Raw genomic sequence first — 24,267 nt, forward strand, 5'->3', positions numbered from 1 at the left:
CCGTCGCCGCGGAAACGGTGGCGCCGACGCCGAGGCCGGCAACGAGAACGCACAGGCCGCTTCGAACGAGCAGGACGACGCGATGTCCGGCGACGTCACCCTCGCCCAGCGCAGCCAGCCGGAGTTCGACTTCGACGACGAGCCGGCACAGGCCACCGAAGCCACGGCTCCGGTCGAGCAGCCGGTGCAAGCTGCCGAAGCCTCCGCACCGGTCGAACAGCCCGTGCAGCCGGCGGAGCCGGAACCGGCCCAGGAGCCCGTGCAGTCCGCGGAGCCGGAACCGGCTGAGGAGCCGCAGGTCGTGGCCGATGCGGAGATCGAGCCGGTGTCGCCGCGTGCGCCCGGCCTGTTCGACACCCTGCCCGCGCCGAGCATGCCCGCGCCGATCGCCGACCCGGCCGAAGCCGCGGCCGAAGGCGAGGAGCAGAAGCACAGCGCCTGATGCTATAGGGCCTGGCCCTGTCGGGCCTGGTCCTTTCCGAGCCGATCACATCGGCTCGGAAAGGCCGTAATGTCCCGCCATCCGCGCCAGCGCGATGCTGTCGCGGATGCCGAGCTTGTCGAACAGCCGCGACTTGTGCGTGTTGATGGTCTTCGCGCTCAGGCTCAGCCTGCGCGCGATGTCCTCCTGGCGCAGCCCGCGCACCAGCAGCATCGCCACCTCCAGTTCGCGCGCAGACAGCGCGTCGAACGGCGAGCGGTGCTCGCCCAGCCCCGACAGCGCCAGGCCCTGTGCGATGCCGCTCGACAGGAAGCGGCGTCCCTGCGCGGCCGCGTGCACCGCGCGCACCAGTTCCCCGGCATCGCCGCCCTTGCCGACGTAGCCGCAGGCGCCGGCCTCGATCACCCGTCGTGGCATCGGCCCGCTTTCCAGCACCGAGACCACCACTACGCGGATGCCGCCACGCACCAGGCGCGCAGTGACCTCCAGTCCGCTGAGGCCCGGCAGGTGCAGGTCGCAAAGCACCACGTCCGGTTGCAGCCGGCGCGCCAGCGGCAGCGCCTCCTCGCCGCAGGCCGCCTCGCCCACCACTTCGATGCCGCTTTCGCCGTCGAGCAGCATGCGCATCCCGGTGCGCACCAGTGCGTGGTCGTCGACAAGGCACACCCGGATCGCCATGGAAGCAGCCTAGGCAGGCCTTGCCGGTAGCCGCCAGCCGCGAGACCGCGGGTCAGCAGCCGAGCATGGCTCGGCTCTACAATAGGGATCCGGAGAGGTGGCCGAGTGGTTTAAGGCAGCGGTCTTGAAAACCGCCGTCGTGGAGACACGACCGTGGGTTCGAATCCCACCCTCTCCGCCATTCTATTGCCTGGCGAAATCCGGAATGCGGAACCGCTTGCGGTATGCCCCCGGCGCCAGTCCGGTGGTGCGCTTGAACAAGCGGCGGAAGAACGCCGCGTCTTCGTAGCCGACGCGCCAGCCGATTTCGTCCACGGGCACATCCGTGCGCTCCAGGCGGCGCTTGGCATCCTCGATGCGCAGGCGTTGCACGTAGGCGATCGGCGACAGCCCGGTCGCCAGGGTGAAGCGCCGCTTGAACGTGCGCTCGGCGAGGCTGGAATGCTGGATCATCGCCTCGACCGGCGTGGCCACCGAGAAGTGGTGGTCCAGCCAGTCCTGCGCGCTGGCGATCTCGCTGTCGCCATGGTCGCGCCGCCCCGCGAAGACGATGTACGGCTTCAATCCATCCTGGTGCCACTGCAAGGCGAACAGCCGCGCAATCTCCTGGGCGACGGTCGTTCCCGCATGGTGCGCCGTCAGGTACAGCACCATGTCGTGCCACGTCGTGGATGCGCCGGAACTGACGAGCTCCTCGTGGGGACCGGACACCACCAGCACCCGCTCCGGATTGACCTTCACCGCCGGATACAGGCGCGAGAACGCCTCCGCATAGGAAAAATGCACGGTGGCCTCGTGCCCGTCGAGCATGCCCGTTTCGGCAATCAGGAACACGCCCGAACATGCCGAACAGATCCGCGCGCCACCCGTGTACATGCGTTGCAGCCAGTCCACCAGGCGTGGGTAACGGCCACGTTCCCAGCCGCCGGGCTTGAGCAGTACCGACGGCACGATGACGATGTCGCAGGCGTCGAGATCGTCGATGTCGCGCTGCACGTCGATCGGCAATCCGCTGGCCAGGCGCAGCGGACCCCGGGTTTCACCGACGATCTCGATGCGGAACGGTGGTCCCGACCCGGGCACGGCCAGGCCCATCAAGGCGACGCCGTTGATGACGTCGTAGATGCCGGCGAGCGTGGAAATGGCAGCGTCCGGGATCGCCACGAGGGCGACCCTGAGGGGCTTGCCGGCGGCAGCGTGGCGTCGTGGCACGAACGGACCGGTTGCAGGCGAATTAGCCACTGCCGGGAATCCTAGCCGCGCCCGACCATGATCACCACCTCCACAAGGATTACCACCATGTCCGCATTGCTCCACGAAAAGCCCGCATTCGACCAGGACCGACTGGACGCCTTCGCCCTTCGTGCGACCTCCGACCTTGCCGCAGCGTACACCGGAGTGATGGTCGGCCTCGGCAGCAAGCTCGGCCTGTACCGGACGATGGCCGGGGCCGGTCCGTTGAGCGCACGCGAGGTGGCGACCCGCTCGGGCTGTGCCGAGCGTTACGTACGCGAGTGGCTCAACGCCCAGGCCGCCAGCCTTTACATCTGCTACCACCCGTCCAGCGACACCTACGAGCTGCTGCCCGAACAGGCCATGGTGCTCGCCGACGAAGACAGCCCCTTGCACATCCCGCCGGCCTGGAACGTGCCGGCGTCGATGTGGGCCGACGAGGAACTCACCCTGCAGGCGTTCCGCACTGGCCACGGTGTGTCGTGGGGCAGCCACGATCCCCGCCTCTCGTGTGGGTCGGCGGCGTTCTACCGCAATGGCTACCGCGCCAGCCTGGTGCAGGAATGGTTGCCGGCGCTGGAAGGCGTGGTGCCCGCGCTCGAGGCTGGCATCCAGGTCGCCGACGTGGGCTGTGGCCATGGCCACTCGACCGCGTTGATGGCCAGGGCATTCCCGAACTCCCGCTTCCACGGTTTCGACAGTCATCCGCAATCCCTGGCCGAAGCACGCCGCAACGCGAAGGACGCAGGCGTTGCGAACCTCGCCGACTTCGCACTGGCGCGGGCCAACAACTATCCCGGCCAGGGCTACGGCCTGATCTGCTTCTTCGACACCCTGCACGACATGGGCGATCCGGTTGCGGCGGCGCGACATGCCGCCGAAGCGCTGGCGCCCGGCGGCACGGTGATGCTGGTCGAGCCTTATGCGAACGACAAGCTCGAAGACAACCTCACCCTGCCCGGCCAGCTCTACTACGCCGCGTCGACCACGATCTGCGTCGCCCACGCCATCGCCGAAGGCGGCACGATGGCGCTGGGCGCACAGGCCGGCGAAGCGCGCCTGGCCGAGGTGTTCCGCAAGGCAGGCTTCCGCCACTTCCGGCGCGCGGCCGAGACGCCGTTCAACCTGATCTTCGAGGCCCGCCGATGACCCACGGCCTGGTGTTCCGCCGGGCGACGCCGGCGGACGCGCCGCGCATGGAAGCAATCCGCGCGGCGGCGTTCGCCAGCGTGTTCGCCTCGTTCAGGGCGATCCTCGGAGACAAGCTCTATGCGATCGTCCAGGCGCGGGACGACGAGGCGCAAGCATCGATGCTCGCCTCGATGCTTGCGCAGGATGCTGCGTTCGAATTGTTCGTCGCCGAGCAGGACGGCGAAGTGCGCGGCTTCGTGTCAATGCAGCTCGATGCCGCCACCGCCATCGGCGAAGTCGGGCTGAATGCCGTCGACCCCCAATACGGCGGTCGCGGCATCGGCACCGCCATGTACCGGTTCGCGATCGACCGGATGCGCGAGTCGGGGATGAAGGCTGCCACCGTCTCCACTGGCGGCGATCCGAGCCATGCGCCCGCGCGCCAGGCGTATTGCAAGGCAGGCTTCACTGCCCAGATTCCCAGCGTCTGGATGTGCCAGTTGCTCCGTGCCTAGGGCTTCGCGGATCCCGCTCCCAGGCATCCTTCGGTGCATTCCAGTTGCGCGGCCTCGATCAGTGGCGGCAAGCGCTCGGCAAGGAAGTCGATGAACACCCGCACCGCGGGCAACATCCCGCGGCGCGATGCGAACACTGCGTGGCAGATGCCTTGTGGCAGGCGCCACTCGGGCAACACTACTTCAAGTTCGCGCGCGCGCACGAGTTCGGCGCACAGGGTTTCCGGCAGCAGGGTGATGCCCACGCCCTGCCATGCCAGCGAACGCAGCATCGGGAAGTCGAATCCGGCAATGCGCGGACGCAGGTCGATCTGGCGTACCTCGCCGCCGGGTCCGTGCAGTTCCCAATGCTGGCGCGCATCGTCCTCGCCCATGCTCAGGGTGACGTGTCCGGCCAGGTCGTCTGGCGTGGCCGGACGGCCCATGCCGTCGAGATAGCGCGGACTGGCCACCAGCAGCTCCTGGATCTGGCCGAAGCTGCGCATGACCAGGCTGCCGTCATCGTCGAGCCGGTTGCGGACACGCAGGGCCACGTCGATCCCTTCGTTGATCAGGTCGACGCGACGGTTGGTGACGTGGAACTGGATCCGCACGTCCGGATACAGGGCGATGAAGTCCGGCAGCAGCATCGGCAGTTGCTGCTGGGCCAGCGACACCGGCACGCTGACCCGGACCAGGCCGCGCGGCGTCGCGCTCAGGCGGTCGACCACGTCGCGGGCGGCCTGCGCCTCGGCCAGCATGGTCTGCGCGTGGCGATAGACCCCGTTGCCGACGTCGGTGACCGCGAAACGCCGGGTGGAGCGCTGGAGCAACCGCACGCCCATGTCGCTTTCCAGCTGGCTGATGCGCCGGCTCAGGCGTGACTTGGGGATGCCCAGGGCGCGTTCGGCCGCGGCGAAACCGCCATGCTCCACCACCATGGCGAAGTAATAGAGATCGTTGAGGTCCTGCATGGCGTGCTCCGGGCTGCCCGTCGTTCCATAATCGGAACGCACAGTAATATCAGACTGTATTTATACTGATTTCGCAACGATCGACACTGGGCTGGTCGCGGCTGCCGCCGCTCCTGACGAAAGGACCCAGCCATGAAACTACTCCATGTCGATTCCAGCATCCTCGGCGCCAACTCCGCCAGCCGCGAACTCAGCGCCGCCGTGGTTGCCCGCTGGCAGGCCGCTTATCCCGGCCTCCAGGTGGTCCGCCGCGACCTGGAGACCGACCCGCTGCCGCACCTGAGCGCCGGCTCGCTGGCTGGTGCGGACCCGGCCGAGGCCGACACCGCCGCCCGCACGATGCAGGAGTTCCTCGAGGCCGATGTCGTGGTCGTCGGGGCGCCGATGTACAACTTTTCCATCCCCTCCACGCTCAAGGCCTGGATCGATCGCCTGGCCGTCGCAGGCAAGACCTTCCGCTACACCGCCGACGGCGTCCAGGGCCTGGCCGGCGGCACGAAGGTGATCATCGCCAGCAGCCGCGGCGGCTACCACCTCGATGCGCCGTCGGATTTCCAGGAGCCCTACCTGCGCTTCATGTTCGGCTTCTTCGGCATCACCGACATCGAGTTCGTCCGCGTCGAGGGCCTGGCCGTCACGCCGGACAAGAAGCCGGAACTGCTCGAGGCCGCACGCGCCACCATCGCCGAGCCCGCGCGGGAGGTACTCGCGGCATGACCAGGGTCAAGGCGCGCCCCCGCGGCGCGCCCTAACCTTCGTCCCATGCTCGCCAATCCCCGCTTCGATGCCGCACTCCTGCGCCGGTACGACCGGCCTGGACCGCGCTACACCTCCTACCCGACCGCGCCGCAGTTCAGCACGGGCTTCGGCGAAGACGCCCTGCGCGCCGCCGTGGCCGCCAGCAACGGCGACCCGATCCCGCGCCGGCTGTCGCTATACGTGCACGTGCCGTTCTGCATGAGCCCGTGCTTCTACTGCGGCTGCAACCGCATCATCACCCGCGACCTGGCGCGCGGCGAAACCTACCTGGTCCGCCTGTACCGCGAGATCGCGCTGACCGCCGCGCTGTTCGACCGCGACCGCGAAGTGATCCAGCTGCACCTGGGCGGCGGCACCCCGAACTTCCTGTCGCCGGCACAGCTGGGCGACCTGGTCGACACGCTGCGCTCGCACTTCCGCTTCTCCGATTCGCCCACGCGCGATCTTTCGATCGAACTGGATCCCCGCTACACCAATGCCGCCGACGTGCTGGCTCTCGGCAAGATCGGCTTCAACCGCGCCAGCTTCGGCGTGCAGGATTTCGATCCGGCGGTGCAGGAGGCGGTCAACCGCATCCAGAGCGTCGAGGAAACCCGTGCCGTGGTCGATGCGTGCCGCCAGGGCGGCTTCCGCTCGGTCAACATCGACCTGATCTACGGCCTGCCGAAGCAGAACCTCGAGGGCTTCGCCCGCACCCTGGACACGGTGCTGGAAATGCGTCCGGATCGCCTCGCGGTCTACAGCTACGCGCACCTGCCGGAGCTGTTCAAGGCGCAGAAGCAGATCGACGCGGCCGACCTGCCCGACGCGGCGACCAAGCTGGGCCTGCTGCAACTGGCGATCGAAAAGCTCACCGCCGCCGGCTACGTCTACATCGGCATGGACCATTTCGCCCTGCCCGACGACGATCTGGCGCGCGCGCAGGAACGCGGCAGCCTGCACCGCAACTTCATGGGCTACACCACCCACGCCGACAGCGACCTGGTCGGTCTCGGGGTCAGCGCCATCAGCCACATCGGCGACAGCTTCAGCCAGAACCCGCGCGACCTGCCAAGCTGGCAGATCGCCCTGGACGAAGGCCGCCTTCCGGTCTTCCGCGGCATGCAGCTGGACGAGGACGACGTGCTCCGGGCCGACCTGATCCAGCAGCTCATGTGCCAGGGGGAAATCCCGGTCACGGCGCTCGAACGGCGCCACGCGATAGCATTCTTCGATTACTTCGCCGATGCCGTCGCCAGGCTGCGCCCCATGGTCGACGACGGCCTGGTCCGGATCGAGCCCCACCGGATCGCCGCCACTACGCAGGGACGCCTGCTATTGCGTAATATTGCAATGTGCTTCGACCGATACCTCGACCGACCAGCAGAAGGCGCCGCGCCAAGGTTTTCGCGCGCGATCTGAGCTGTCGCGCCCGCATGGCGTCACCTGACCTGGAGTACCGATCGGCGTGACAACGGCCTTCCCCCGCATGGACTCCACGACGCTCGCCGACGATGGCGATGCGTTCACCTTCTGCTCCACCTGCGCCTTCTCCCAGGCCTGCCTGTCGCAGGGCATGGACAAGTCCGGCCTGCGCGACCTGCACATGCTGGTCGAGCACGTCGGGCCGCTGCATGCCGGCGACCACGTGTTCCGCGAGGGCGATCCGTTCGAGGCGATCGCCGCGGTCCGTGCCGGCACCGTCAAGACCTACAGCATCGACCGCGACGGGCGCGAGCACGTGCTCGGTTTCCACCTGCCGGGCGAGGTGATCGGCCTCAACGCAATCGCCGGCGACGTGTATCCGTGCAACGCGGTGGCGCTGGACACGGCGATGCTGTGCCGGTTCTCGTTCCCCAAGATCTCCGTGCTCGCCACCAGGGTGCCGCGCCTGCAGCAGACGCTGTTCAAGCTGCTCAGCAGCGACATCGGCCGCGCTTCGCTGCTGGCCGGCGACTGGACCGCCGACGAGCGCATGGCCGCGTTCCTGATTGGCCTGTCGCGGCGCCTGTCGGCGCGCGGTTTCTCTCCCGACCGCTTCCAGCTCACGATGGCCCGCACCGACATCGCCAACTACCTGCGCCTGGCACCTGAAACCGTGAGCCGCGTGCTCAAGCGCTTCCAGGACGAGGACATCATTGCCGTGGACAGGCGCGAACTCGAACTACTGGACCGTTCACGCCTCGAAGCCATCGCGGGCGCGATCCTGCACACGTAGGCGGCCTTGACCTGGGTCATGGAGCCCGGTGCGCGCGGCCGCCACCATGCGCGCAACTCCGGGAGAACCCCATGGAAAACACCCGCAAGCTCTGGATCGCTCTTGCCACCCTGCTGATCGTCTCGTTCTCGGTGCTGCTCTGGGCCGGCACCGAAATCTTCCGTGCTGCGCCGCCCGTTCCCGAACAGGTAGTCGCCGACAACGGCGCCGTCGTCTTCACCCGCGCCGACATCGAGAAGGGCCGCCAGGTCTGGCAGTCGATGGGCGGCATGCAGCTGGGCTCGATCTGGGGCCACGGCGGTTACGTCGCGCCCGACTGGAGTGCGGACTGGCTGCATCGCGAGGCGGTGCAACTGCTGGACCTGTGGGCGCGTGCCGACGGCGGCATGGCCACCTGGGACCTGCTCCCGGACGAGGAGAAGGAAGCGCTGCGCGGGCGCCTGAAGCGCGAGATGCGCACCAATACCTACGACGCCGCAACCGGCACCATCACGTTGTCGCGCGACCGCGTCGCCGCGCTGTCGAACGTGGCCGCGCACTACGAGAGCCTGTTCGGCAACGACCCGGCCACCGCCGAACTGCGCGAAGCCTACGCGATGAAGGAAGGCACGGTGCCCGACGCCGACCACCGGCGCGCGCTCACCGCGTTCTTCTGGTGGACCGCCTGGGCCGCCGGCACGGAGCGTCCCGGCGACAGCGGCGACACCCTGTCGCCGGAGCAGTCCGGGGTGCAGTCGAAGGTCGTCACCTACACCAACAACTGGCCCAGCGAACCGCTGATCGACAACGTACCGCCGCCCTCGATGTGGGTGTGGTCGGCCTTCAGCGTGTTGTTCCTGATCCTGGGCATCGCCATCCTGGGCTGGCACCACGCCGTGAGCCATGGTCGTGGCGAGCCCGAGCACACGGTACCGGCCAGGGATCCGTTCGCCGGCCTGCGCATCACGCCGTCGATGGCGGCCACAGCCAAGTACTTCTGGCTGGTGCTGGCGCTGTTCCTGGTGCAGATCCTGCTCGGCGCGATCACCGCGCACTACCAGGTCGAAGGCCAGGTCGCCTACGGCTACGCGCTGAGCGAAGTGCTGCCCTACTCCATCACCCGTACCTGGCATACGCAGTTGGCGGTGCTGTGGATCGCGGTCGCGTGGCTGGGTACCGGCCTGTACATCGCGCCCGCGCTGAGCGGGCACGAACCGAAGTTCCAGCGTTTCGGCGTGAACTTCCTGTTCGTGTCGCTGATCGTGATCGTGGTCGGCTCGTTCGCGGGCCAGTGGCTGGCGGTGATGCAGAAGCTCGGGCTCGACAACAACTTCTGGTTCGGCCACCAGGGCTGGGAGTACGCCGACATGGGCCGCTTCTGGCAGTGGTACCTGTTCATCGGCCTGATCCTGTGGCTGGTGCTGGTCGGCCGTGCGCTGTGGCCGGTGCTGATGGGCCGCGGTGCCGACGGCAAGGCCAGCGAATCGCGCCACATCGTCGGCCTGCTGTTCCTGTCGACCGTGTGCATCGGCCTGTTCTTCGCCTCGGCGCTGATGTGGGGCGAACACACCCACATCTCCGAAGTCGAGTACTGGCGCTGGTGGCTGGTGCACCTGTGGGTGGAAGGCTTCTTCGAAGTGTTCGCCACCGCGGTGATGGCGCTGATCTTCACCCGCCTGGGCCTGATCCGCACCGACACGGCGACGGTCGCGGTGCTGTTCGCCACCATCGTGTTCATGGCCGGTGGCGTGCTCGGCACCCTGCACCACCTGTACTTCGTCGGCACGCCGACCGCGGTGGTGGCACTGGGCGCGAGCTTCAGCGCGCTGGAAGTGGTGCCGCTGGCCTACATCGGCTTCGAGGCGTACCACACCTGGAAACTGGGCAAGGCCACGCCGTGGATGGAGCGCTACCGCTGGCCGATCCTGTTCTTCCTGGCGGTGTCGTTCTGGAACCTGGTCGGCGCGGGCCTGTTCGGCTTCCTCATCAACCCGCCGCTGTCGCTGTACTTCATGCAGGGCCTGAACCTGACGCCGCTGCATGGCCACACCGCGCTGTTCGGCGTGTACGGCATGCTCGGCATCGCCCTGGTGCTGTTCTGCATGCGCGGCCTGCGCGGGCACCTGCGCTGGAACACCGGCGCGCTCAAGGTCGCGTTCTGGGCGCTGAACATCGGCCTGGCGCTGATGGCCCTGCTGACCCTGCTGCCGCTGGGCACCATGCAACTGCTGGCGGCGATCGAGCACGGCTACTGGTACGCACGCTCGGCCGAGTTCATGCAGAAGCCCATCGTCGACCTGCTGGTGTGGATGCGCGTGCCCGGCGACACCATCTTCAGCGTCGGCGCCCTGGCCCTGGCCTGGTTCATCCTTCGCCTGTGGATCAAGCCGCACAAGGAAAAGGACATCGAATGAACATCGCCAACGCCCCCCATCGCCTGCTGTTCGCCATCGGCGCCGGAAACGTGCTGCTGGCGATGGCGTGGTGGGCGTTGTGGCTGGTCGACCTGCGCTGGCAACTGTTCGAGCTGCAGCAGCCAGCGGTGTACGGCGGCTGGATCCACGCGATCGTGATGCAGTACCAGGTCCTGGCACCTTTCATGTTCGGCTTCCTGCTCACCGTGTTCCCGCGGTGGATGGGGTTGGACGAACTCACGCGCTGGCACTACGTTCCGGTCGGTATCGGGTTGTTCGGGGGGCAGCTCCTGACGATCGCCGGGGCGCTGGGGCCAGCGCACCTGTTGCACCTGGGCGCGTTGTTCACCATCGCTGGCTGGGCCACGGGCCTGTTCTACCTGCTGCGCTGGCTGTGGCAGGACGCCGGCCGCACCTGGCATGCGGTGTCGTGCGGCGCGGCGATGCTGGCCGGCCTGGGTGGCTTCATCTGCTACGCGATGTACCTGCACGGCGCCGATCCGCGGCTGATGTTCGCCGCGATCAAGATCGGCAGCTTCGGCCTGTTGCTGCCGGTGTACTTCACCGTGGCCCACCGCATGTTCCCGTTCTTTGCGGCAAACGTCGTGCCCGGCTACCGGCCTTGGCGCGACCTGCGCGTGCTGGCGGCGTTCTGGCCGCTCACGCTCGTCCACCTGATGCTGGAACTGGCCCACGCCTACGCCTGGTTGTGGATCCCGGATACCGGCCTGCTCGCGCTCTCGGCAATGTGGCTGTGGCGCAATTGGCCGCGCGGCCCGGCGCCAGCGCTGGCCCGGGTGTTGTTCCTGGGCTACGCCTGGCTGCCGGTGGCCATGGCGTTGTACATCGTGCAAAGCGTCATCTACGCGCTGGACGGCGGCTTCGTCCTTGGCCGCGCACCGGCGCACGCACTGTTCATCGGCTTCTTCGGCAGCCTTCTGGTGGCGATGGTCACGCGCGTCACCCAGGGGCATTCGGGCAGGCCGCTGGTCTTCGGAAAGGTCGCGGCGTTCGCCTTCGTGGTGATCCAGCTCGTGACGGCAACACGCATCGCCGCGGAGCTGATGCCGGACCAGTGGGCCTGGCAGGCGGTCGCCGCGATCGGCTGGCTGCTGGCGTTCGCGCCATGGGTGCTGGCATCGTTGCGCATCTATGTCACTCCGCGCGCCGACGGCCGCCCCGGTTGAGCGACCTGCCTGCATGATCGAGTTCTACCCACAGATCCGCTCCGTCCACATCCTCGCGGTCTGCCTCAGCGGCGGCCTGTTCGCGCTGCGCGGCCTGGGCATCCTCGCCCGCATGCGCTGGCCGCAGGCGGCGCCAGTGCGCTACCTGAGCTACAGCATCGACACCGTACTGCTCACTGCTGCGCTGATGCTGGTGACCATCCTGCCCGGCGCGCTGTTCGCCAATGGCTGGCTCACCGCCAAGCTGGCGTTGCTGGTGGTGTACGTGGTGCTGGGCCTGTACGCCTTGCGCCGCGGCCGGACGCCTGCTGCCAGGGCCGTTTGCTACGTGGCCGCGCTGCTGGTGTTCGCCACCATCTTCGGGATCGCCCGCTACCACCACCCGCTGGGCTGGCTGCTGCCGTACGTTCCCACTTGACCCACGTCAGGGAACCCGCGCCACGGGTGCGGAAAATAGGCTCCGACGCAATACCCAACCCTTCGGAGCAGCTGCAATGAAAGACTTCATCTTCCGCCATGTCGTGATCGTCTCGGTCGCTGCGGCCGTGCTCGTGGCCCTGGCCGCCACCAGCGCCGCGTTCGCCTTCGACAGCGGCAGCGACGACGCGAAGCCGTTGACCTACATGTCGATTCCCTTCTGATCCGGACGGCCCGGGAGACCCGCATGGGGGGCATGGTCGACGCCTGTTTCCTGGGCCCTTACGGCGAGAACGATGCGCTGCTGGAGAAACTGGTCGTCGAGTTCCTGCGCGACCACGTCTACTGGCGGCGCAACTTCCATCCGGCCGATCCGCCGGCGATCCCGACCAGCGCCGCCGGCCAGCCCGGCTACCGGCAGCTCGAGGCGCGCATGCGCCGCGAGCTGCACCAGCTTTCGGCGGCTCTGAAGCAATCGGTGCCGTTCCACAGCCCGCGCTACCTCGGCCACATGGTGTCGGACCTGCTGCTGCCGGGACTGGCGGCGCAGATCCTCACCCTTCCGTACAACCCCAACAACGTCAGCGAGGACGCCGCGCCCGTCACCGTCGACCTGGAAGTGCAGGTCGGCCTGCAGCTGGCACGCATGCTCGGCTACGTACACGATCCGGCCGCGCCCGATTGCGCCTTCGGGCACCTGACCTCCGGCGGCACATCGGCCAACCTGCAGGCGCTGCGGCTGGCGCTGGCGCTGAAGGCCTTCCCGGTCGCGCTACGTGCCGCGCAGGTGCCCGACATCGCACTGCCGGACGACGACGTGGCCGCGTTCAACCTCGGCAGCACCGACGCCGTGGCCCTGCTGCAGTCGTGGAACGAGTGGCTGGGTGCCCAACTCCCGGCACAGCAGCGCCGCTGGCGCGAACGGGTACAGGCACAGCGGCTGGAACAGCGCGGCCTCGCCGCCTTCTTCGATGTCCACCCTTCCCTGCGCCCGCCCTTGGTGCTGGCGCCGGCCACCGCGCACTACTCCTGGAGCAAGGGCATGAAGCTGCTTGGGCTAGGCCGCGACATGCTGCAGGCGATCCCGCAACGCGGCATGCGCCTTGACGCCGACGCGCTTGCGGACATGGTCGAGGCCTGCCGCAACTCGGGGCAACCGGTGCTGATGACGGTGGGCGTGCTGGGCACCACCGAGTACGGGAGCATCGATCCCGTCGACCGCATCTGCGACGTCCGCGATGCGGCGCAAGCCAGCGACTTCGGCTTCGGTGTGCACGTCGACGCCGCCTGGGGCGGTTACCTGGCCGCGCTGTTCCGCAATCCGGATGGCAGCCTGCGTGCGCGCGGGGAAGTCGCCGCCGGATTCCAGTCGTTTCCATCGCCGGCGGTGCATGCCGCATTCGCCGCACTCGGCCGCTGCGACTCGGTCACGGTGGACCCGCACAAGCTCGGCTACCTGCCCTACGGCGCCGGCGCCTTCGTCTGCCGCGACCACCGCGCCATGGGCCTGCTGGCCGAAAGCGCCGATTACGTCTTCCACAGCCAGTCGCCGGCCGGCTACCTCGCGCACTACCGCAACCTGGGCCTGTACACGCTCGAAGGCTCCAAGCCGGGCGCGGCCGCGGCGGCCGCCTACGTCACCCACAAGGTGCTGCCGCTGGACCACACCGGCTTCGGCGTGCTGCAGCGGCATTCGATCGCCGCCGCCGAGGCCTTCGTCGCGCGTGCCCGGCACCTGGTGGCCGACGTCGGCGACGTCGCCCATGCCTGCATTCCGTTCGAACCCGACAGCAACCTGGTCTGCGTAGCGATCGCCCCGAGGCGCAGCCGCACCGTCGCGGCGGCGAGCACCTTCGTGCGCAAGCTCCACGACGGGCTGCGCAGCGACCCGCGCAGGCCGCTGCAGACCCACGAGTTCTTCGGCTCGGTCACCACGCTGCACCTCGATGGCCTGGATTCCGACGACCGCGAACGCATCCTGGGCGAACTGGGCCTCGACGAGCCCGGTGCCGACGACGAAACCGGACTGGTGGTACTGCGCCACACGCTGATGAATCCCTACCTGATCGACCACGAGAACGGCATCAGCTACATCGACCTGTACTTCGAATACCTCGAGGACCGGATCCGTGCGCTCGCCGGCTGACACCGACAGCTCCGATCGGGCGTGGACCTGCGAAGCGGTCGGCATCCTGCGCCGGGAAGCGGCCCGTTCGGCCGACACCCACCTGCTGCACCAGCGCCTGCCCGCCTTCCCCGGCATCGACTTCTATTTCAAGGACGAAGCGGCGCATCCCAGCGGCAGCCTCAAGCACCGCCTCGCCCGTTCGCTGTTCCTGTACGCCTTGTGCAATGGCCGCCTGCGGCAGGGCCAGCCCGTGGTCGACGCCTCTTCGGGCAGCACCGCGATCTCCGAAGCCTGGTTCGCCCGCCTGCTCGGCCTGCCGTTCACCGCGGTGATGCCCGCATGCACTGCGCCACGCAAGATCGCGGCGGTGCGCGAACTGGGCGGGCAATGCGACCTGGTCGACGATCCGGCGAGCGTGTATGCGCGCGCCGAAGAACATGCGTCGCGCGGTGCCTGTCATCTCGACCAGTTCGGACTGGCCGAGCGCGCCACCGACTGGCGCGGCAACAACAACATCGCCGAGTCGATCCTCGGCCAGCTGGAACAGGAGCCGCATCCCGAACCGGCGTGGGTCGTGTGCGGTGCGGGGACCGGCGGCACTTCCGCAACGATCGGCCGCTACCTGCGCTATCGCGGACTGCGTACCCGGCTGTGCGTGGCCGAGCCGGCCGGCGCTGCCTTTGCCCAGGGTTGGCAGCGCCGCGACCGGCTCGCCCACGCCACCTGTCCGACCATTATCGAAGGCATCGGCCGGCCACGGGTGGAGCCCGGCTTCCTGTTCGAGATCGTCGACGAGGTGGTCGAGGTCGCCGACGCACAATCCATCGCTGCCACCTGGATGCTGGAGGAATTGCTCGGCCGCCGTTACGGCGGTTCGTCGGGAACCAACCTGGCCGCCTGCCTGCTGCTGGCTGGGCGGATGCGCGAGCGCGACGAACGCGGCAGCATCGTCACGCTGCTGTGCGATCACGGCGAGCGCTACAGCGACACCCTGTTCGATCGCGACTGGCTGGCGGCACGCGGCATCGATCCACGCCCGCAACTCGCCGCCATGCGCGCCACCGTGGCGCCGCTGGCCGCATGACGTTCCCGGACCTGCGCAGCTTCCTCGCGCAGCTGGAGCGCGACGGACAGTTGCAGCGCGTGCATGCGCCGGTAGATCCGGAGCTGGAATCGACATCGCTGTGCCTGCGCGCGCAACGCGCGGGTGGTCCGGCGCTGTTGATGGAGCAGGCCACGGGCTCCGGCCATCCAATGCTGGGCAACCTGTTCGGACACCGCTCCCGGATCGAGGCCGCGCTGGGCGGCCGTCCGCTGGCCTCCCTGCGCGAACTCGGTGAGCTGCTCGCCGCGGTGAAGGAACCGCGCTGGCCGTCCAGTTTGCGCGACGCCCTGTCCAGCTGGCCGGAACTGGCGCAACTGGCCAATGTCGCCCCGCGCCGCGTGGCCAATGCGGCCTTCAACGAAGAGGTGCTCGAAGGCGACGACGTCGATCTTGCGCGCCTGCCGATCCAGCGTTGCTGGCCGGGCGATGTGGGGAAGCTGGTCACGCTGGGCCTGGTGATTACCCGCGGTACCCGCAAGCCACGGCAGAACGTGGCGATCTACCGGATGCAGGTGCTCGATCGCAATCGCGTCGTGATGCGCTGGCTGCCGCATCGCGGCGGTGCGCTGGATTACGCCGACTGGTGCAACAGCCATCCGCAGCAACCCTTCCCGGTGCTGGTGGCGATCGGCCCGGATCCGTCCACCCTGCTCGCCGCGGTGGCGCCGATTCCCGACACCCTGTCCGAATACGAGTTCGCCGGCCTGCTGCGCGGGCGGCGGACCCGCACCTGGCACAGTCAGGCCACCGGACTGGACGCACCGGCTGGCGCCGAAATGGTGTTCGAAGGCCACATCCATCCAGGCGACAGCGCCATGGAGGGACCGTTCGGCGACCACACCGGCTACTACAACGCCGTCGATCGCTTCCCGGTGCTGACCATCGAGCGCATGCGCCTGCGGCGCCGCGCGATCTACCACGGCAGCTACATGGGCCGTGCGCCGCACGACGAACCCTCGGTGCTGGCCAGCGCGCTCAACGACGTGTTCGTGCCGATCCTGCGCAAGGTGTTCCCGGAGATCGTCGACTTCCACCTGCCGCCCGAGGCCTGTTCCTACCGCATCGCGGTGGTCTCGATCCGCAAGCAGTACGCCGGCCACGCGCGACGGATGATGATGGGCGTGTGGTCGTACCTGCGGCAGTTCACCTATACCAAGTTCGTGATCGTGGTCGACGACGACATCGATGCGCGCGACTGGGCCCAGGTGCTGTGGGCGATGTCCACGCGCGTGGACCCCGCCCGCGACGCGATGCTGGTCGAGAACACCCCGATCGATTACCTGGACTTCGCCAGTCCGGTCGCAGGCCTGGGATCCAAGCTGGGCATTGACGCGACCAACAAGTGGCCGGGCGAGACCAGCCGTGCCTGGGGCCGGCCGATCACCCTGGACCCAGACGTGGAGCGCCGGGTCGACGCGCTCTGGGCCCAACTGATGGCATAGGTGCCCGCATTTTCCGGCGGCATTGATACAGATCAAGGTAGGCCGCGCCAGCCGGATGATGAAATCCCTCCCCCCATCGATGCCAGGCAATGACCAGGCGCCAGAATGAAGACGAATCGATTGATAGGTCTCGCCAAGGCCATGGCATGGCTGATTGGCGCCTGCGCATTCCTGCTTGCGCTGCGCGCATTCCTGGCGCCGGACTGGCATGAACCACCGGAGGTCGCGCTTCAGGAAAGCGAAGTCGAAGCCGTCCGGCAGTTGTTGGCGCCCGACCTGATGGACAGGCAAACGCTGGCTGGCGAACTGGCGCCCAAGCGTTTCGTGCTGGTCGGTGAAACCCATTTCAGGAAGGAGACCGTCCACTATTTCACCGGACTGCTCGACGACATCGACCGCCGACCGATGGTGCTGCTGCTGGAATTGCCCGCATCGGTCCAACCTGCGATCGACCGCTATCTCGCCTCGGGCGATGAACAGGAGTTCGACGGCATCTGGGGCGAAGTGGAAGCGCTGCCGTTGCACGACATCCTGCGCTGGGCATATCTCAACCGCCACCGCGTGCGGGCCGTTGTGGCGATGGACGAGGACAGGACACGCATCTTCGTCAACCGAGCGCTGCTCGACGACACCCGTAACGAGACGATGGCGAACGCGATGCTGGAGGCGGCAAGGGCCCACCCCGGGACCAGGATCGTCGCCTATGCCGGCGCCATGCACATGATGCTCGCTGGCCGCTATCGCTTCGATGCGAACAATCGCCAGCCTGCCGGCCAGCGCCTGTTGGCGAGCGGCATCGACCGCGATGCGGTCGCCAGCATCTCACTCACGGGCGAGGAGTTGCCGGTCGCCGCGGCATTTGCATCGCCTGCCGCGCTCCATCTGCGAGGCAATGCGGGTCTGCTTCCATACGAGGACTTCTACGACTATCCCGTCTACGGAGTATCCAGGGTCGGTGAGCTCCATACGCACATCGTCCATCTCGGGCCGCTCACGCGGCAGGAGACCTGGGTTCCGGGAAGCGCTCAGTCCGCGGCGGCGTCGAACAGGACCGAATAGTCGGCAACAGCCTCGCGCATCGGCGCGAGCGCGGTCATGTCATTCGGGTCGGCCTTCAGTGCCGCGACGCCCTTGCCGAGCTTGGCCAGGATGCCGTGCAGCGCGTGGTCGGCCTCGGGTTCGAGCTTGCAGTTGGCGACGATGTAGCCGATCGAGCGCTCGACGATGGCGACGGTCGCCAGGGCCTGGTCGGCGTTCATGTGCCCGTGCTCGTGATGGTCCAGTGCCTGCACGGCGGAACGGATATCGCCCATGCCCTTGCGCAGTGGCGCATCGGTGGCGTAGGTCACGCCGGGCGCCACGACGGCGGCGGGCGCCGCATGGTCGGCATGGCCGGCGTGCTGGGCAAGGGCCGTGGCCGGGAGCAGCGCGGCACAGGCCAGCGCGGCGGCGATTGCGAGGGAAAGCGGCTTGTTGATGTCCATGCGCCAAGCATAGCCGCTATCACCGTCCGCCGGCCTGATCCATGTCAATGACGCGCGCGGGCGGGCCCGCCGACCATGGCCGCCGGGTCCACGAGGAAACACGCATGCAACTGGTCTGTCCCGCCGGCAACCTGCCGGCGCTGCAAGCGGCCGTCGATGCGGGCGCCGACGCCGTGTATGCCGGTTTCCGCGACGAAACCAATGCGCGGGCCTTCCCCGGCCTGAATTTCGACCACGCCGCCCTGCGCGAAGGCATCGCCTACGCCCACAAGCGCGGCGCCAGGGTCTACCTGGCCCTCAACACCTATCCCGACAGCGCGCGCCTGCCCCAGTGGCAGGCCGCGGTCGACCGCGCCGCCGAATTCGGCTGCGATGCCATCATCGCCGCCGAGGCTGCGGTCCTGGCCCATGCCCTGCGCCACCATCCGCAACTGCCGCGGCACCTCTCGGTCCAGGGTTCGGCCACCACCGCGCCGGCGCTGCGCTACTACCACGAACGTTTCGGCATCGCCCGCGCGGTCCTGCCCCGGGTACTGTCCATCCAGCAGGTCGAACGCCTGTGCGAATCCGCGCCGGTGCCGCTGGAGACGTTCGCCTTCGGCAGCCTGTGCATCATGGTCGAGGGTCGCTGCCAGCTGTCAAGCTACGTCACGGGCGCGTCCCCCAACCGCCACGGCGTGTGCTCGCCGGCGAAGTTCGTGCGCTGGGACGAGCAGGACGACGGCAGTCGCGAAGTGCGCCTCAACGACGTCCTGATCGACCGCTTCGAGCCCGCCGAACCGGCCGGCTATCCGACCGTGTGCAAGGGTCGCTTTGATGTCGGTGGCGAGATTTTCCACGCGCTGGAGGAACCCACCAGCCTCAACACCCTGTCGCTGTTGCCGCGGCTGGCGCGCGCCGGCGTGGTCGCGCTCAAGATCGAAGGACGCCAGCGCGGCGTGGCCTATGTTGGTTCGGTCACCCGCACCTGGCGCGCGGCGCTTGACCGCTACAGCGCCGACCCGGAACGCTGGCAATCGCAACCCGAATGGGAATCCGCGCTGTCCGCGCACGCCGAAGGGCACCAGACCACGCTGGGGGCGTACCACCGTGCCTGGCACTGACATGCGCCTGAGCCTGGGCCCGATGCAGTACTTCTGGCCGCGCGAACGCACCCTCGCCTTCTATCGCGAGGTCGAGTCCTGGCCCGTTGACGTGGTCTACGTCGGTGAAACCGTGTGCAGCAAGCGCCGCGAACTGCGCACCGCCGACTGGTTCGACGTGGCCGCGCGCCTGGTCGATGCCGGCAAGCAGGTCGTGCTGTCCTCGCTCGCGCTGATCGAGGCCGAATCCGAGGTCTCGGTCGTGCGCCGCCAGGTCGCGCTCGGCAAGTACTGGATCGAGGCCAACGACGTGAGCGCGGTACAGCTGTGCCGCGAGAACGGCGTGCCGTTCGTGGCCGGCCCGTCGCTGAACGTCTACAACCACGAAGCACTCGCCCTGCTGGTCGAGGATGGCCTGCAGCGCTGGGTGCCCTGCGTCGAGCAGGGTCATGCGCTGATCAGCGACATCGTCGAGGCCACCCGCGCCGCGGGTCGTGCCATGCCGGAACTCGAAGTGGTCGCCTGGGGCCGTCCGCCGCTGGCATGGTCGGCGCGCTGCTTCACGGCGCGCGCCCTCGACCTGCCCAAGGACCAGTGCGGCTTCCGCTGCATCGACTACCCCGACGGCCTGGCGCTGGCCACGCGCGACGGCGACCAACTCCTGCGCATCAATGGCGTCCAGGTCCAGGGCGAACACATCGTCGACCTGTCGCCGGAGATCCCGGAGCTGCGCGACCTGGGCGTCGGGCTGCTGCGCATCCAGCCGCAGGCCGAGGGCATGGAGCAGGTGCTCGCGCACTTCCGCCAGGCACTTGCCAGCAAGGTCTCCCAACCTGGCCTGGCCCGGCGCAGCGGCTACTGGCACGGCGTACCGGGAATGTTCACGGGACCGGCGTATATTGGCGACTCATGAGCACCATACCCGAGCGTACGTTGCCGGTCCGGACCTCCCGCGTACCGACCCGCGGCGAGGACCTGGCCAACACCCTCAGCCATGGCATCGGTTTGCTGCTGGCGATCTGTGCGCTGCCGTTCCTGGTGTTCGATGCCTTGCAGGCCGACAGCAGCCTCGCCGTCGTCGGTGCCACGATCTTCGGCGGCACCGCGATCCTGATGTACCTCACTTCGACCCTGTACCACGCAAACCCGCAGGCAGACCGCAATGGCTGGCTGCGGCGCCTGGACCATAGCGCGATCTACCTGCTGATCGCCGGCACCTACACGCCGGTCCTGCTCGGCGTGCTGCGCGGCAGCCTGGGCTGGACGATGCTCGCGGTGATCTGGACGCTGGCGCTTGCCGGCATCGTGTTCAAGCTGCTGGCCGGGGCGCGCTACCGCAAGGTATCCGTGGCGCTGTACGTCGGCATGGGCTGGGCCGCGCTGGCCCTGATCCAGCCGCTTTGGACGCACATGCCGCCAGGCGGCCTGGCCTGGCTGTTCGCCGGCGGTCTCGCGTACACCACCGGCGTCGCCTTCTACCTGCTGCACGACCGCATGCGCTACGCGCACTTCATCTGGCACCTCTTTGTCCTGGCAGGGACGGGGTGCCACATGGTGATGGTGATGGGGTACGCGTAGGTATCGGGAATGAGGGGATTGAAGGGAATGAGGGGAATGGGCAGCGTCTCGGCGACCATTCCCCTCATTCCCTTCATTCCCTATTCCCCTGCTTCACTCTCACACCGCCCGGAACACCAACGTCCCGTTCGTCCCGCCGAAACCGAAACTGTTCGACATCACCGTCGCCAGCTTCGCATCGGTGGCATGGCGCAGCACCGGATAGGCTTCGGCACGCGGATCCAGCTCCAGGATGTTGTAGGAGCCGGCCATGAAACCGTCGCGCATCATCAGCAGGCAGTAGATCGCCTCGTGCACGCTGGCCGCGCCGAGCGAATGCCCCGACAGCGCCTTGGTCGACGACAGCGGCGGGATATTGCCTTCGCCGAAGGCCTTGCCGATCGCCTCGAGCTCGACAATGTCGCCCAGCGGCGTCGAGGTGCCGTGGGTGTTGAGGTAGTCGACCGGCGTGTCCACGCCTTCCAGCGCCATGCGCATGCAACGCACCGCACCCTCGCCCGACGGCGCGACCATGTCGGCGCCGTCGGAGGTCACGCCGTAGCCGACCAGCTCGGCATGGATGCGCGCACCGCGCGCCTTCGCGTGTTCGTAGTCCTCCAGCACCAGCATGCCGCCGCCACCGGCGATGACGAAGCCGTCGCGGTCGACGTCGTAGGGCCGCGATGCGGTACCCGGCGTGTCGTTGTGCTTCGTCGACAGCGCGCCCATGGCGTCGAACTGAGCGGTCATGCCCCAGTGCACTTCCTCGCCGCCGCCGGCGAGAACCACGTCCTGGATGCCGTGGCGGATCATGTCCGCCGCCGCGCCGATGCAGTGCGCGGAGGTCGCGCAGGCCGCGGAGATCGAATAGCTCACGCCGCGGATGCCGAACGAGGTCGCGAGCGCCGCCGACACCGTCGAGCACATCGTGCGCGGCACCATGTACGGGCCGACCTTGCGCACGCCCTTGTTGCGCAGCAGGTCGCCGGTCTCGATCTGCCACTGCGCCGAGCCGCCTCCGGAACCGGCGATCACGCCGGTGCGCGGATCGCGCACCTGCTCGTCGCTCAGGCCCGCATCGGCGATGGCGTCGGCCATCGACACGTAGGCATAGGCCGCCGCATCGCCCATGAAACGCTTGAGCTTGCGGTCGATGCGCGCGTCCAGGTCGATCTCCGGCACGCCGGCGACCTGGCTGCGCAGGCCGAGTTCGGCGTACTCGGGCATGAAACGGATCCCCGGGCGCGTCTGCCGCAGCGAATCGCTGACGGTCGACAGCTCGTTGCCCAGGCACGAGACGACCCCCATGCCGGTAACCACGACGCGGCGCTGCGGTTTGCCGGCAGCCATCAGAATGCCTCCGTGGATCCGAACAGGCCGACGCGCAGGTTCTCGGCCACGTAGATCTCGTTGCCATCGACGTAGGTGCGGCCGTCGGCGATCACCAACGCGAGCTTGCCGCGCATCATCCGGCGGATGTCGATTTCATAGCTCACCACCTTGGCCTCCGGCAGCACCTGCCCGCTGAACTTCACCTGGCCCACGCCCAGGGCGCGGCCGCGGCCGGGCTCGCCCAGCCAGGGCAAGTAGAACCCGGCGAGCTGCCACATCGCGTCAACGCCCAGGCAGCCGGGCATCACCGGGTCGCCCTCGAAGTGGCAGGCGAAGAACCACAGGTCCGGGTTGATATCGAGCTCGGCCCGGATCAGGCCCTTGCCGTAGCGGCCGCCCTCGGTGGAGATCCCGGTGATCCGGTCGAACATCAGCATCGGCGGGGCCGGCAGGCGCGCGTTGCCGGGGCCGAACATCTCGCCGCGGGCACAGGCAAGCAGTTGCTCGCGATCGAAGGAACTGGGTCGGGTCATCGGGAATCGGTTACGCCGGGGGAAAGCGGGGATTTTGCCGGTTTTCCCCGATTCGGGCCACCGCCGGCCCGGGATCCGGCATCAGGCGGCCTCGCGCCGGCCCACGGCCAGCATCCGCTCCAGGGCCGCGCGCGCCCGTCCGATCACCCCGGCGTCGATCACGACTTCATGGCGCAGGTCGCGCAGTGCGGCATGGATGGCCGGCAGCGTGATCCGCTTCATGTGCGGGCACAGATTGCAGGGCTTGATGAACTCGACCTGCGGGAACTGGTCACGCAGGTTGTCGGCCATCGAGCACTCGGTGACCATTGCCACGCGCTGCGGGCGCTCGCGCGCCAGCCAGCGACCCATGGCGGTGGTGGAGCCGACGAAGTCGGCCTCGGCCAGCACCTCCGGCGCGCATTCCGGGTGCGCCACCACCAGCGCGTCGAACTGCTCGCGGGTATGGCGCACCTGCTGCGCGGTGAACGTCTCGTGGACCTCGCAGGTGCCGTGCCACAGCACCAGCTCGACCTCGGTCTGGCTGGCGACCCAGCGTCCCAGGTAGCGGTCAGGCAGGAAAATCACCTTGTCGCTGCCCATGGCCTCCACCACCTGCACCGCATTGGCCGATGTGCAGCAGGCATCGGATTCGGCCTTTACGTCTGCGGAGGTGTTGGCGTAGCTCACCACAGGCACGCCCGGATGCGCGGCGCGCAATGCGCGCACGTCGGCAGCGGTGATCGACGCGGCCAGCGAACACCCCGCTTCCAGGTCGGGCAGCAGCACGGTCTTGTGCGGTGCCAGGATCTTGGCGCTTTCGGCCATGAAGTGGACGCCGCACATGACGATCAGGTCGGCGTCGCAGTCCGCCGCGGCCTGGGCCAACGCCAGCGAGTCGCCGGTGATGTCGGCCACGCCGTGGAAGATTTCCGGCGACTGGTAGCTGTGGGCCATGATCACCGCGCCGCGCTCGCGCTTGAGCGCGTCGATCCTGTCGATCCACATCAAGTGGTACGGCACTTCCACGCAGGGCAGCAGGCGCTCCAGCATCGCCGCCAGCGCGGCGCGGTCGGCGGCAGGGTTCATGCGGCGTCGCCCGCCGGACAGCCGGAGTGCGCCGCTCGCGCGGCCCGTGCCAGGCGCGCGCCTCGATCCAGGGCGATGCGCAGGCCCAGCGGCACCGCGTCCCAGCGCAGGCCTTCGAGCAGGTTGCGTGCGGTCAGGCCGAGCTCGGTGTCCCCGGTCAGGACCAGGCGGCGCTGGAAGAACAGCGTGTCGGCGTCTTCCAGGCGGCTGGCCAGCAGCAACAGGTCGGTGGCGCTGCCGCGCACGCTGGCTTCGGCCTCGCCGCCGACGTGCGCCAGGCGGCCGTCGCGGACGCCCACGACCCAGTGCAGGTCGAGGTCGGTGACGTCGATGCCGAGCCTGCGTTCGCGCAGGAAGTCCAGGTCGCCGGCGTCGAGCGCGGCACCGAGCACCCGCGCCATCGCCGTTTCCAGCACGCGACGCTGCCACTCACCGGGCACGCAGCGTGCGAAGGGCGCAATGCGCGACGGTGGCGGTAGCAGGCGCAACCAGCGATACCCGCTTGCGGCGCCATCCTGGCGCGCACGCCCCTCGCCGATCGCAACGTCGAGCAACGCATGGGCGGCGGCGGCACGCACGCCCAGGCGCTCGGCCAGGCGCTGTGCGCGCGCATGGATGCGCGACTCGCGTT

General features: G+C 68.4%; 24 protein-coding genes, 1 tRNA gene and 1 pseudogene. 18 read left to right on the forward strand and 8 right to left on the reverse strand.

Annotated features, from left to right (window positions below):
* Positions 1-442: pseudogene (locus QAA18_RS07785) on the forward strand (hypothetical protein); the annotation flags it as partial.
* Positions 443-487: 45 nt separating this feature from the next.
* On the opposite strand, the gene QAA18_RS07790 reads toward QAA18_RS07785, so the two are convergent.
* Positions 488-1,120, reverse strand: a complete 633-nt coding sequence (locus tag QAA18_RS07790) for a response regulator (RefSeq protein WP_279412341.1) — start codon at positions 1,118-1,120, stop codon at positions 488-490.
* A gap of 91 nt (positions 1,121-1,211) precedes the next feature.
* Between QAA18_RS07790 and QAA18_RS07795 the strand changes: the two genes are divergently transcribed.
* A tRNA-Ser gene (locus QAA18_RS07795) sits at positions 1,212-1,301 on the forward strand.
* 2 nt (positions 1,302-1,303) lie between these two features.
* Here QAA18_RS07795 and QAA18_RS07800 read toward each other — a convergent pair.
* The gene (locus QAA18_RS07800; RefSeq protein WP_279412342.1) at positions 1,304-2,332 is read right to left on the reverse strand and encodes a helix-turn-helix domain-containing protein; all 1,029 of its coding nucleotides are present in this window, start codon (positions 2,330-2,332) and stop codon (positions 1,304-1,306) included.
* Positions 2,333-2,419: 87 nt separating this feature from the next.
* Here QAA18_RS07800 and QAA18_RS07805 point away from each other — a divergent pair, with 87 nt between their 5' ends.
* Both QAA18_RS07805 and QAA18_RS07810 read left to right on the forward strand, forming a co-directional pair.
* A complete protein-coding gene (locus QAA18_RS07805; RefSeq protein ID WP_279412343.1) occupies positions 2,420-3,502 on the forward strand; it encodes a methyltransferase domain-containing protein in 1,083 nt (360 codons plus the stop codon).
* On the forward strand, positions 3,499-3,999 hold the full coding sequence (locus QAA18_RS07810; protein ID WP_279412344.1) for a GNAT family N-acetyltransferase: 501 nt from the start codon (positions 3,499-3,501) through the stop codon (positions 3,997-3,999). The genes QAA18_RS07805 and QAA18_RS07810 overlap by 4 nt, the downstream gene beginning before the upstream one ends.
* Here QAA18_RS07810 and QAA18_RS07815 read toward each other — a convergent pair.
* Positions 3,996-4,952, reverse strand: a complete 957-nt coding sequence (locus QAA18_RS07815) for a LysR family transcriptional regulator (RefSeq protein ID WP_279412345.1) — start codon at positions 4,950-4,952, stop codon at positions 3,996-3,998. The genes QAA18_RS07810 and QAA18_RS07815 overlap by 4 nt on opposite strands.
* A 132-nt stretch (positions 4,953-5,084) precedes the next feature.
* On the opposite strand from QAA18_RS07815, the gene QAA18_RS07820 reads away from it, so the two are divergent.
* The 11 genes from QAA18_RS07820 (at position 5,085) to QAA18_RS07870 (ending at position 17,639) form a co-directional block, all read left to right on the forward strand.
* Positions 5,085-5,669 carry an NAD(P)H-dependent oxidoreductase gene (locus QAA18_RS07820; protein ID WP_279412348.1) on the forward strand — a complete coding sequence of 195 codons (585 nt, stop codon included), beginning with the start codon at positions 5,085-5,087 and terminating at the stop codon, positions 5,667-5,669.
* 45 nt (positions 5,670-5,714) lie between these two features.
* Complete coding sequence (gene hemN / locus QAA18_RS07825; RefSeq protein ID WP_279412349.1) at positions 5,715-7,112, forward strand: oxygen-independent coproporphyrinogen III oxidase; 1,398 nt, start codon at positions 5,715-5,717, stop codon at positions 7,110-7,112.
* Between the two features lie 67 nt (positions 7,113-7,179).
* Positions 7,180-7,908 (forward strand): helix-turn-helix domain-containing protein, encoded by a 729-nt coding sequence (locus QAA18_RS07830; protein ID WP_279412351.1) that lies wholly within the window; start codon positions 7,180-7,182, stop codon positions 7,906-7,908.
* Between the two features lie 71 nt (positions 7,909-7,979).
* Positions 7,980-10,301: a nitric-oxide reductase large subunit gene (locus tag QAA18_RS07835; protein WP_279412353.1), complete on the forward strand. Its 2,322-nt coding sequence runs from the start codon at positions 7,980-7,982 to the stop codon at positions 10,299-10,301.
* The gene (locus tag QAA18_RS07840; RefSeq protein ID WP_279412354.1) at positions 10,298-11,488 is read left to right on the forward strand and encodes an NnrS family protein; all 1,191 of its coding nucleotides are present in this window, start codon (positions 10,298-10,300) and stop codon (positions 11,486-11,488) included. The genes QAA18_RS07835 and QAA18_RS07840 overlap by 4 nt, the downstream gene beginning before the upstream one ends.
* Positions 11,489-11,501: 13 nt before the next feature.
* On the forward strand, positions 11,502-11,906 hold the full coding sequence (locus tag QAA18_RS07845) for a SirB2 family protein (RefSeq protein WP_279412356.1): 405 nt from the start codon (positions 11,502-11,504) through the stop codon (positions 11,904-11,906).
* 76 nt (positions 11,907-11,982) lie between these two features.
* Positions 11,983-12,129, forward strand: coding sequence for a hypothetical protein (locus QAA18_RS07850; RefSeq protein ID WP_279412358.1), 147 nt, complete (start codon positions 11,983-11,985; stop codon positions 12,127-12,129).
* A gap of 23 nt (positions 12,130-12,152) precedes the next feature.
* The gene (locus tag QAA18_RS07855; RefSeq protein ID WP_279412359.1) at positions 12,153-14,051 is read left to right on the forward strand and encodes a pyridoxal-dependent decarboxylase; all 1,899 of its coding nucleotides are present in this window, start codon (positions 12,153-12,155) and stop codon (positions 14,049-14,051) included.
* The gene (locus QAA18_RS07860; protein WP_279412360.1) at positions 14,035-15,117 is read left to right on the forward strand and encodes a PLP-dependent cysteine synthase family protein; all 1,083 of its coding nucleotides are present in this window, start codon (positions 14,035-14,037) and stop codon (positions 15,115-15,117) included. Before QAA18_RS07855 ends, QAA18_RS07860 begins: the two co-directional genes overlap by 17 nt.
* Positions 15,114-16,580 carry a UbiD family decarboxylase gene (locus QAA18_RS07865; RefSeq protein WP_279412361.1) on the forward strand — a complete coding sequence of 489 codons (1,467 nt, stop codon included), beginning with the start codon at positions 15,114-15,116 and terminating at the stop codon, positions 16,578-16,580. The genes QAA18_RS07860 and QAA18_RS07865 overlap by 4 nt, the downstream gene beginning before the upstream one ends.
* Positions 16,581-16,685: 105 nt before the next feature.
* Positions 16,686-17,639 carry a hypothetical protein gene (locus QAA18_RS07870; RefSeq protein WP_279412363.1) on the forward strand — a complete coding sequence of 318 codons (954 nt, stop codon included), beginning with the start codon at positions 16,686-16,688 and terminating at the stop codon, positions 17,637-17,639.
* On the opposite strand, the gene QAA18_RS07875 is transcribed toward QAA18_RS07870, so the two are convergent.
* Complete coding sequence (locus QAA18_RS07875; protein ID WP_279412365.1) at positions 17,606-18,064, reverse strand: DnrO protein; 459 nt, start codon at positions 18,062-18,064, stop codon at positions 17,606-17,608. The two genes, QAA18_RS07870 and QAA18_RS07875, sit on opposite strands and share 34 nt — an antisense overlap.
* A gap of 104 nt (positions 18,065-18,168) precedes the next feature.
* Between QAA18_RS07875 and QAA18_RS07880 the strand changes: the two genes are divergently transcribed.
* Genes QAA18_RS07880 through QAA18_RS07890 form a run of 3 tightly spaced genes read left to right on the forward strand, consistent with a single transcriptional unit; the run spans position 18,169 to position 20,724 of the window.
* Complete coding sequence (locus QAA18_RS07880) at positions 18,169-19,167, forward strand: U32 family peptidase (protein ID WP_279412367.1); 999 nt, start codon at positions 18,169-18,171, stop codon at positions 19,165-19,167.
* Entirely contained in the window at positions 19,154-20,059 is a 906-nt protein-coding gene (locus QAA18_RS07885; RefSeq protein ID WP_279412369.1) for a U32 family peptidase, read from the forward strand. The genes QAA18_RS07880 and QAA18_RS07885 overlap by 14 nt, the downstream gene beginning before the upstream one ends.
* On the forward strand, positions 20,056-20,724 hold the full coding sequence (locus QAA18_RS07890) for a hemolysin III family protein (RefSeq protein WP_279412371.1): 669 nt from the start codon (positions 20,056-20,058) through the stop codon (positions 20,722-20,724). The genes QAA18_RS07885 and QAA18_RS07890 overlap by 4 nt, the downstream gene beginning before the upstream one ends.
* A 99-nt stretch (positions 20,725-20,823) precedes the next feature.
* On the opposite strand, the gene fabB is transcribed toward QAA18_RS07890, so the two are convergent.
* From fabB to QAA18_RS07910, 4 genes are all read right to left on the reverse strand, one after another.
* The gene (fabB, locus tag QAA18_RS07895) at positions 20,824-22,053 is read right to left on the reverse strand and encodes a beta-ketoacyl-ACP synthase I (protein WP_279412372.1); all 1,230 of its coding nucleotides are present in this window, start codon (positions 22,051-22,053) and stop codon (positions 20,824-20,826) included.
* Complete coding sequence (gene fabA, locus QAA18_RS07900) at positions 22,053-22,568, reverse strand: 3-hydroxyacyl-[acyl-carrier-protein] dehydratase FabA (RefSeq protein ID WP_279412374.1); 516 nt, start codon at positions 22,566-22,568, stop codon at positions 22,053-22,055. The genes fabB and fabA overlap by 1 nt, the downstream gene beginning before the upstream one ends.
* 81 nt (positions 22,569-22,649) lie before the next feature.
* Positions 22,650-23,636 (reverse strand): quinolinate synthase NadA, encoded by a 987-nt coding sequence (nadA, locus tag QAA18_RS07905; protein ID WP_279412376.1) that lies wholly within the window; start codon positions 23,634-23,636, stop codon positions 22,650-22,652.
* The coding region (locus tag QAA18_RS07910; protein WP_279412378.1) for an SCP2 sterol-binding domain-containing protein at positions 23,633-24,267 on the reverse strand (635 nt) is incomplete at its 5' end. The genes QAA18_RS07910 and nadA, both read right to left, overlap by 4 nt.

This window comes from Luteimonas sp. 8-5, from assembly GCF_029763755.1.
Taxonomy (GTDB): domain Bacteria; phylum Pseudomonadota; class Gammaproteobacteria; order Xanthomonadales; family Xanthomonadaceae; genus Cognatiluteimonas.

Bases quoted from the DNA above. Each gene is read 5' to 3' on its own strand.
- QAA18_RS07865 (WP_279412361.1), top strand. From the start codon at position 15,114: ATGACGTTCCCGGACCTGCGCAGCTTCCTCGCGCAGCTGGAGCGCGAC.
- QAA18_RS07815 (WP_279412345.1), bottom strand. From the start codon at position 4,952: ATGCAGGACCTCAACGATCTCTATTACTTCGCCATGGTGGTGGAGCAT.
- QAA18_RS07805 (WP_279412343.1), top strand. From the start codon at position 2,420: ATGTCCGCATTGCTCCACGAAAAGCCCGCATTCGACCAGGACCGACTG.
- nadA (WP_279412376.1), bottom strand. From the start codon at position 23,636: ATGAACCCTGCCGCCGACCGCGCCGCGCTGGCGGCGATGCTGGAGCGC.
- QAA18_RS07810 (WP_279412344.1), top strand. From the start codon at position 3,499: ATGACCCACGGCCTGGTGTTCCGCCGGGCGACGCCGGCGGACGCGCCG.
- QAA18_RS07870 (WP_279412363.1), top strand. From the start codon at position 16,686: ATGAAGACGAATCGATTGATAGGTCTCGCCAAGGCCATGGCATGGCTG.
- QAA18_RS07820 (WP_279412348.1), top strand. From the start codon at position 5,085: ATGAAACTACTCCATGTCGATTCCAGCATCCTCGGCGCCAACTCCGCC.
- hemN (WP_279412349.1), top strand. From the start codon at position 5,715: ATGCTCGCCAATCCCCGCTTCGATGCCGCACTCCTGCGCCGGTACGAC.
- QAA18_RS07830 (WP_279412351.1), top strand. From the start codon at position 7,180: ATGGACTCCACGACGCTCGCCGACGATGGCGATGCGTTCACCTTCTGC.
- QAA18_RS07790 (WP_279412341.1), bottom strand. From the start codon at position 1,120: ATGGCGATCCGGGTGTGCCTTGTCGACGACCACGCACTGGTGCGCACC.
- QAA18_RS07855 (WP_279412359.1), top strand. From the start codon at position 12,153: ATGGGGGGCATGGTCGACGCCTGTTTCCTGGGCCCTTACGGCGAGAAC.
- QAA18_RS07840 (WP_279412354.1), top strand. From the start codon at position 10,298: ATGAACATCGCCAACGCCCCCCATCGCCTGCTGTTCGCCATCGGCGCC.
- QAA18_RS07890 (WP_279412371.1), top strand. From the start codon at position 20,056: ATGAGCACCATACCCGAGCGTACGTTGCCGGTCCGGACCTCCCGCGTA.
- fabA (WP_279412374.1), bottom strand. From the start codon at position 22,568: ATGACCCGACCCAGTTCCTTCGATCGCGAGCAACTGCTTGCCTGTGCC.
- QAA18_RS07845 (WP_279412356.1), top strand. From the start codon at position 11,502: ATGATCGAGTTCTACCCACAGATCCGCTCCGTCCACATCCTCGCGGTC.
- QAA18_RS07875 (WP_279412365.1), bottom strand. From the start codon at position 18,064: ATGGACATCAACAAGCCGCTTTCCCTCGCAATCGCCGCCGCGCTGGCC.
- fabB (WP_279412372.1), bottom strand. From the start codon at position 22,053: ATGGCTGCCGGCAAACCGCAGCGCCGCGTCGTGGTTACCGGCATGGGG.
- QAA18_RS07880 (WP_279412367.1), top strand. From the start codon at position 18,169: ATGCAACTGGTCTGTCCCGCCGGCAACCTGCCGGCGCTGCAAGCGGCC.
- QAA18_RS07850 (WP_279412358.1), top strand. From the start codon at position 11,983: ATGAAAGACTTCATCTTCCGCCATGTCGTGATCGTCTCGGTCGCTGCG.
- QAA18_RS07835 (WP_279412353.1), top strand. From the start codon at position 7,980: ATGGAAAACACCCGCAAGCTCTGGATCGCTCTTGCCACCCTGCTGATC.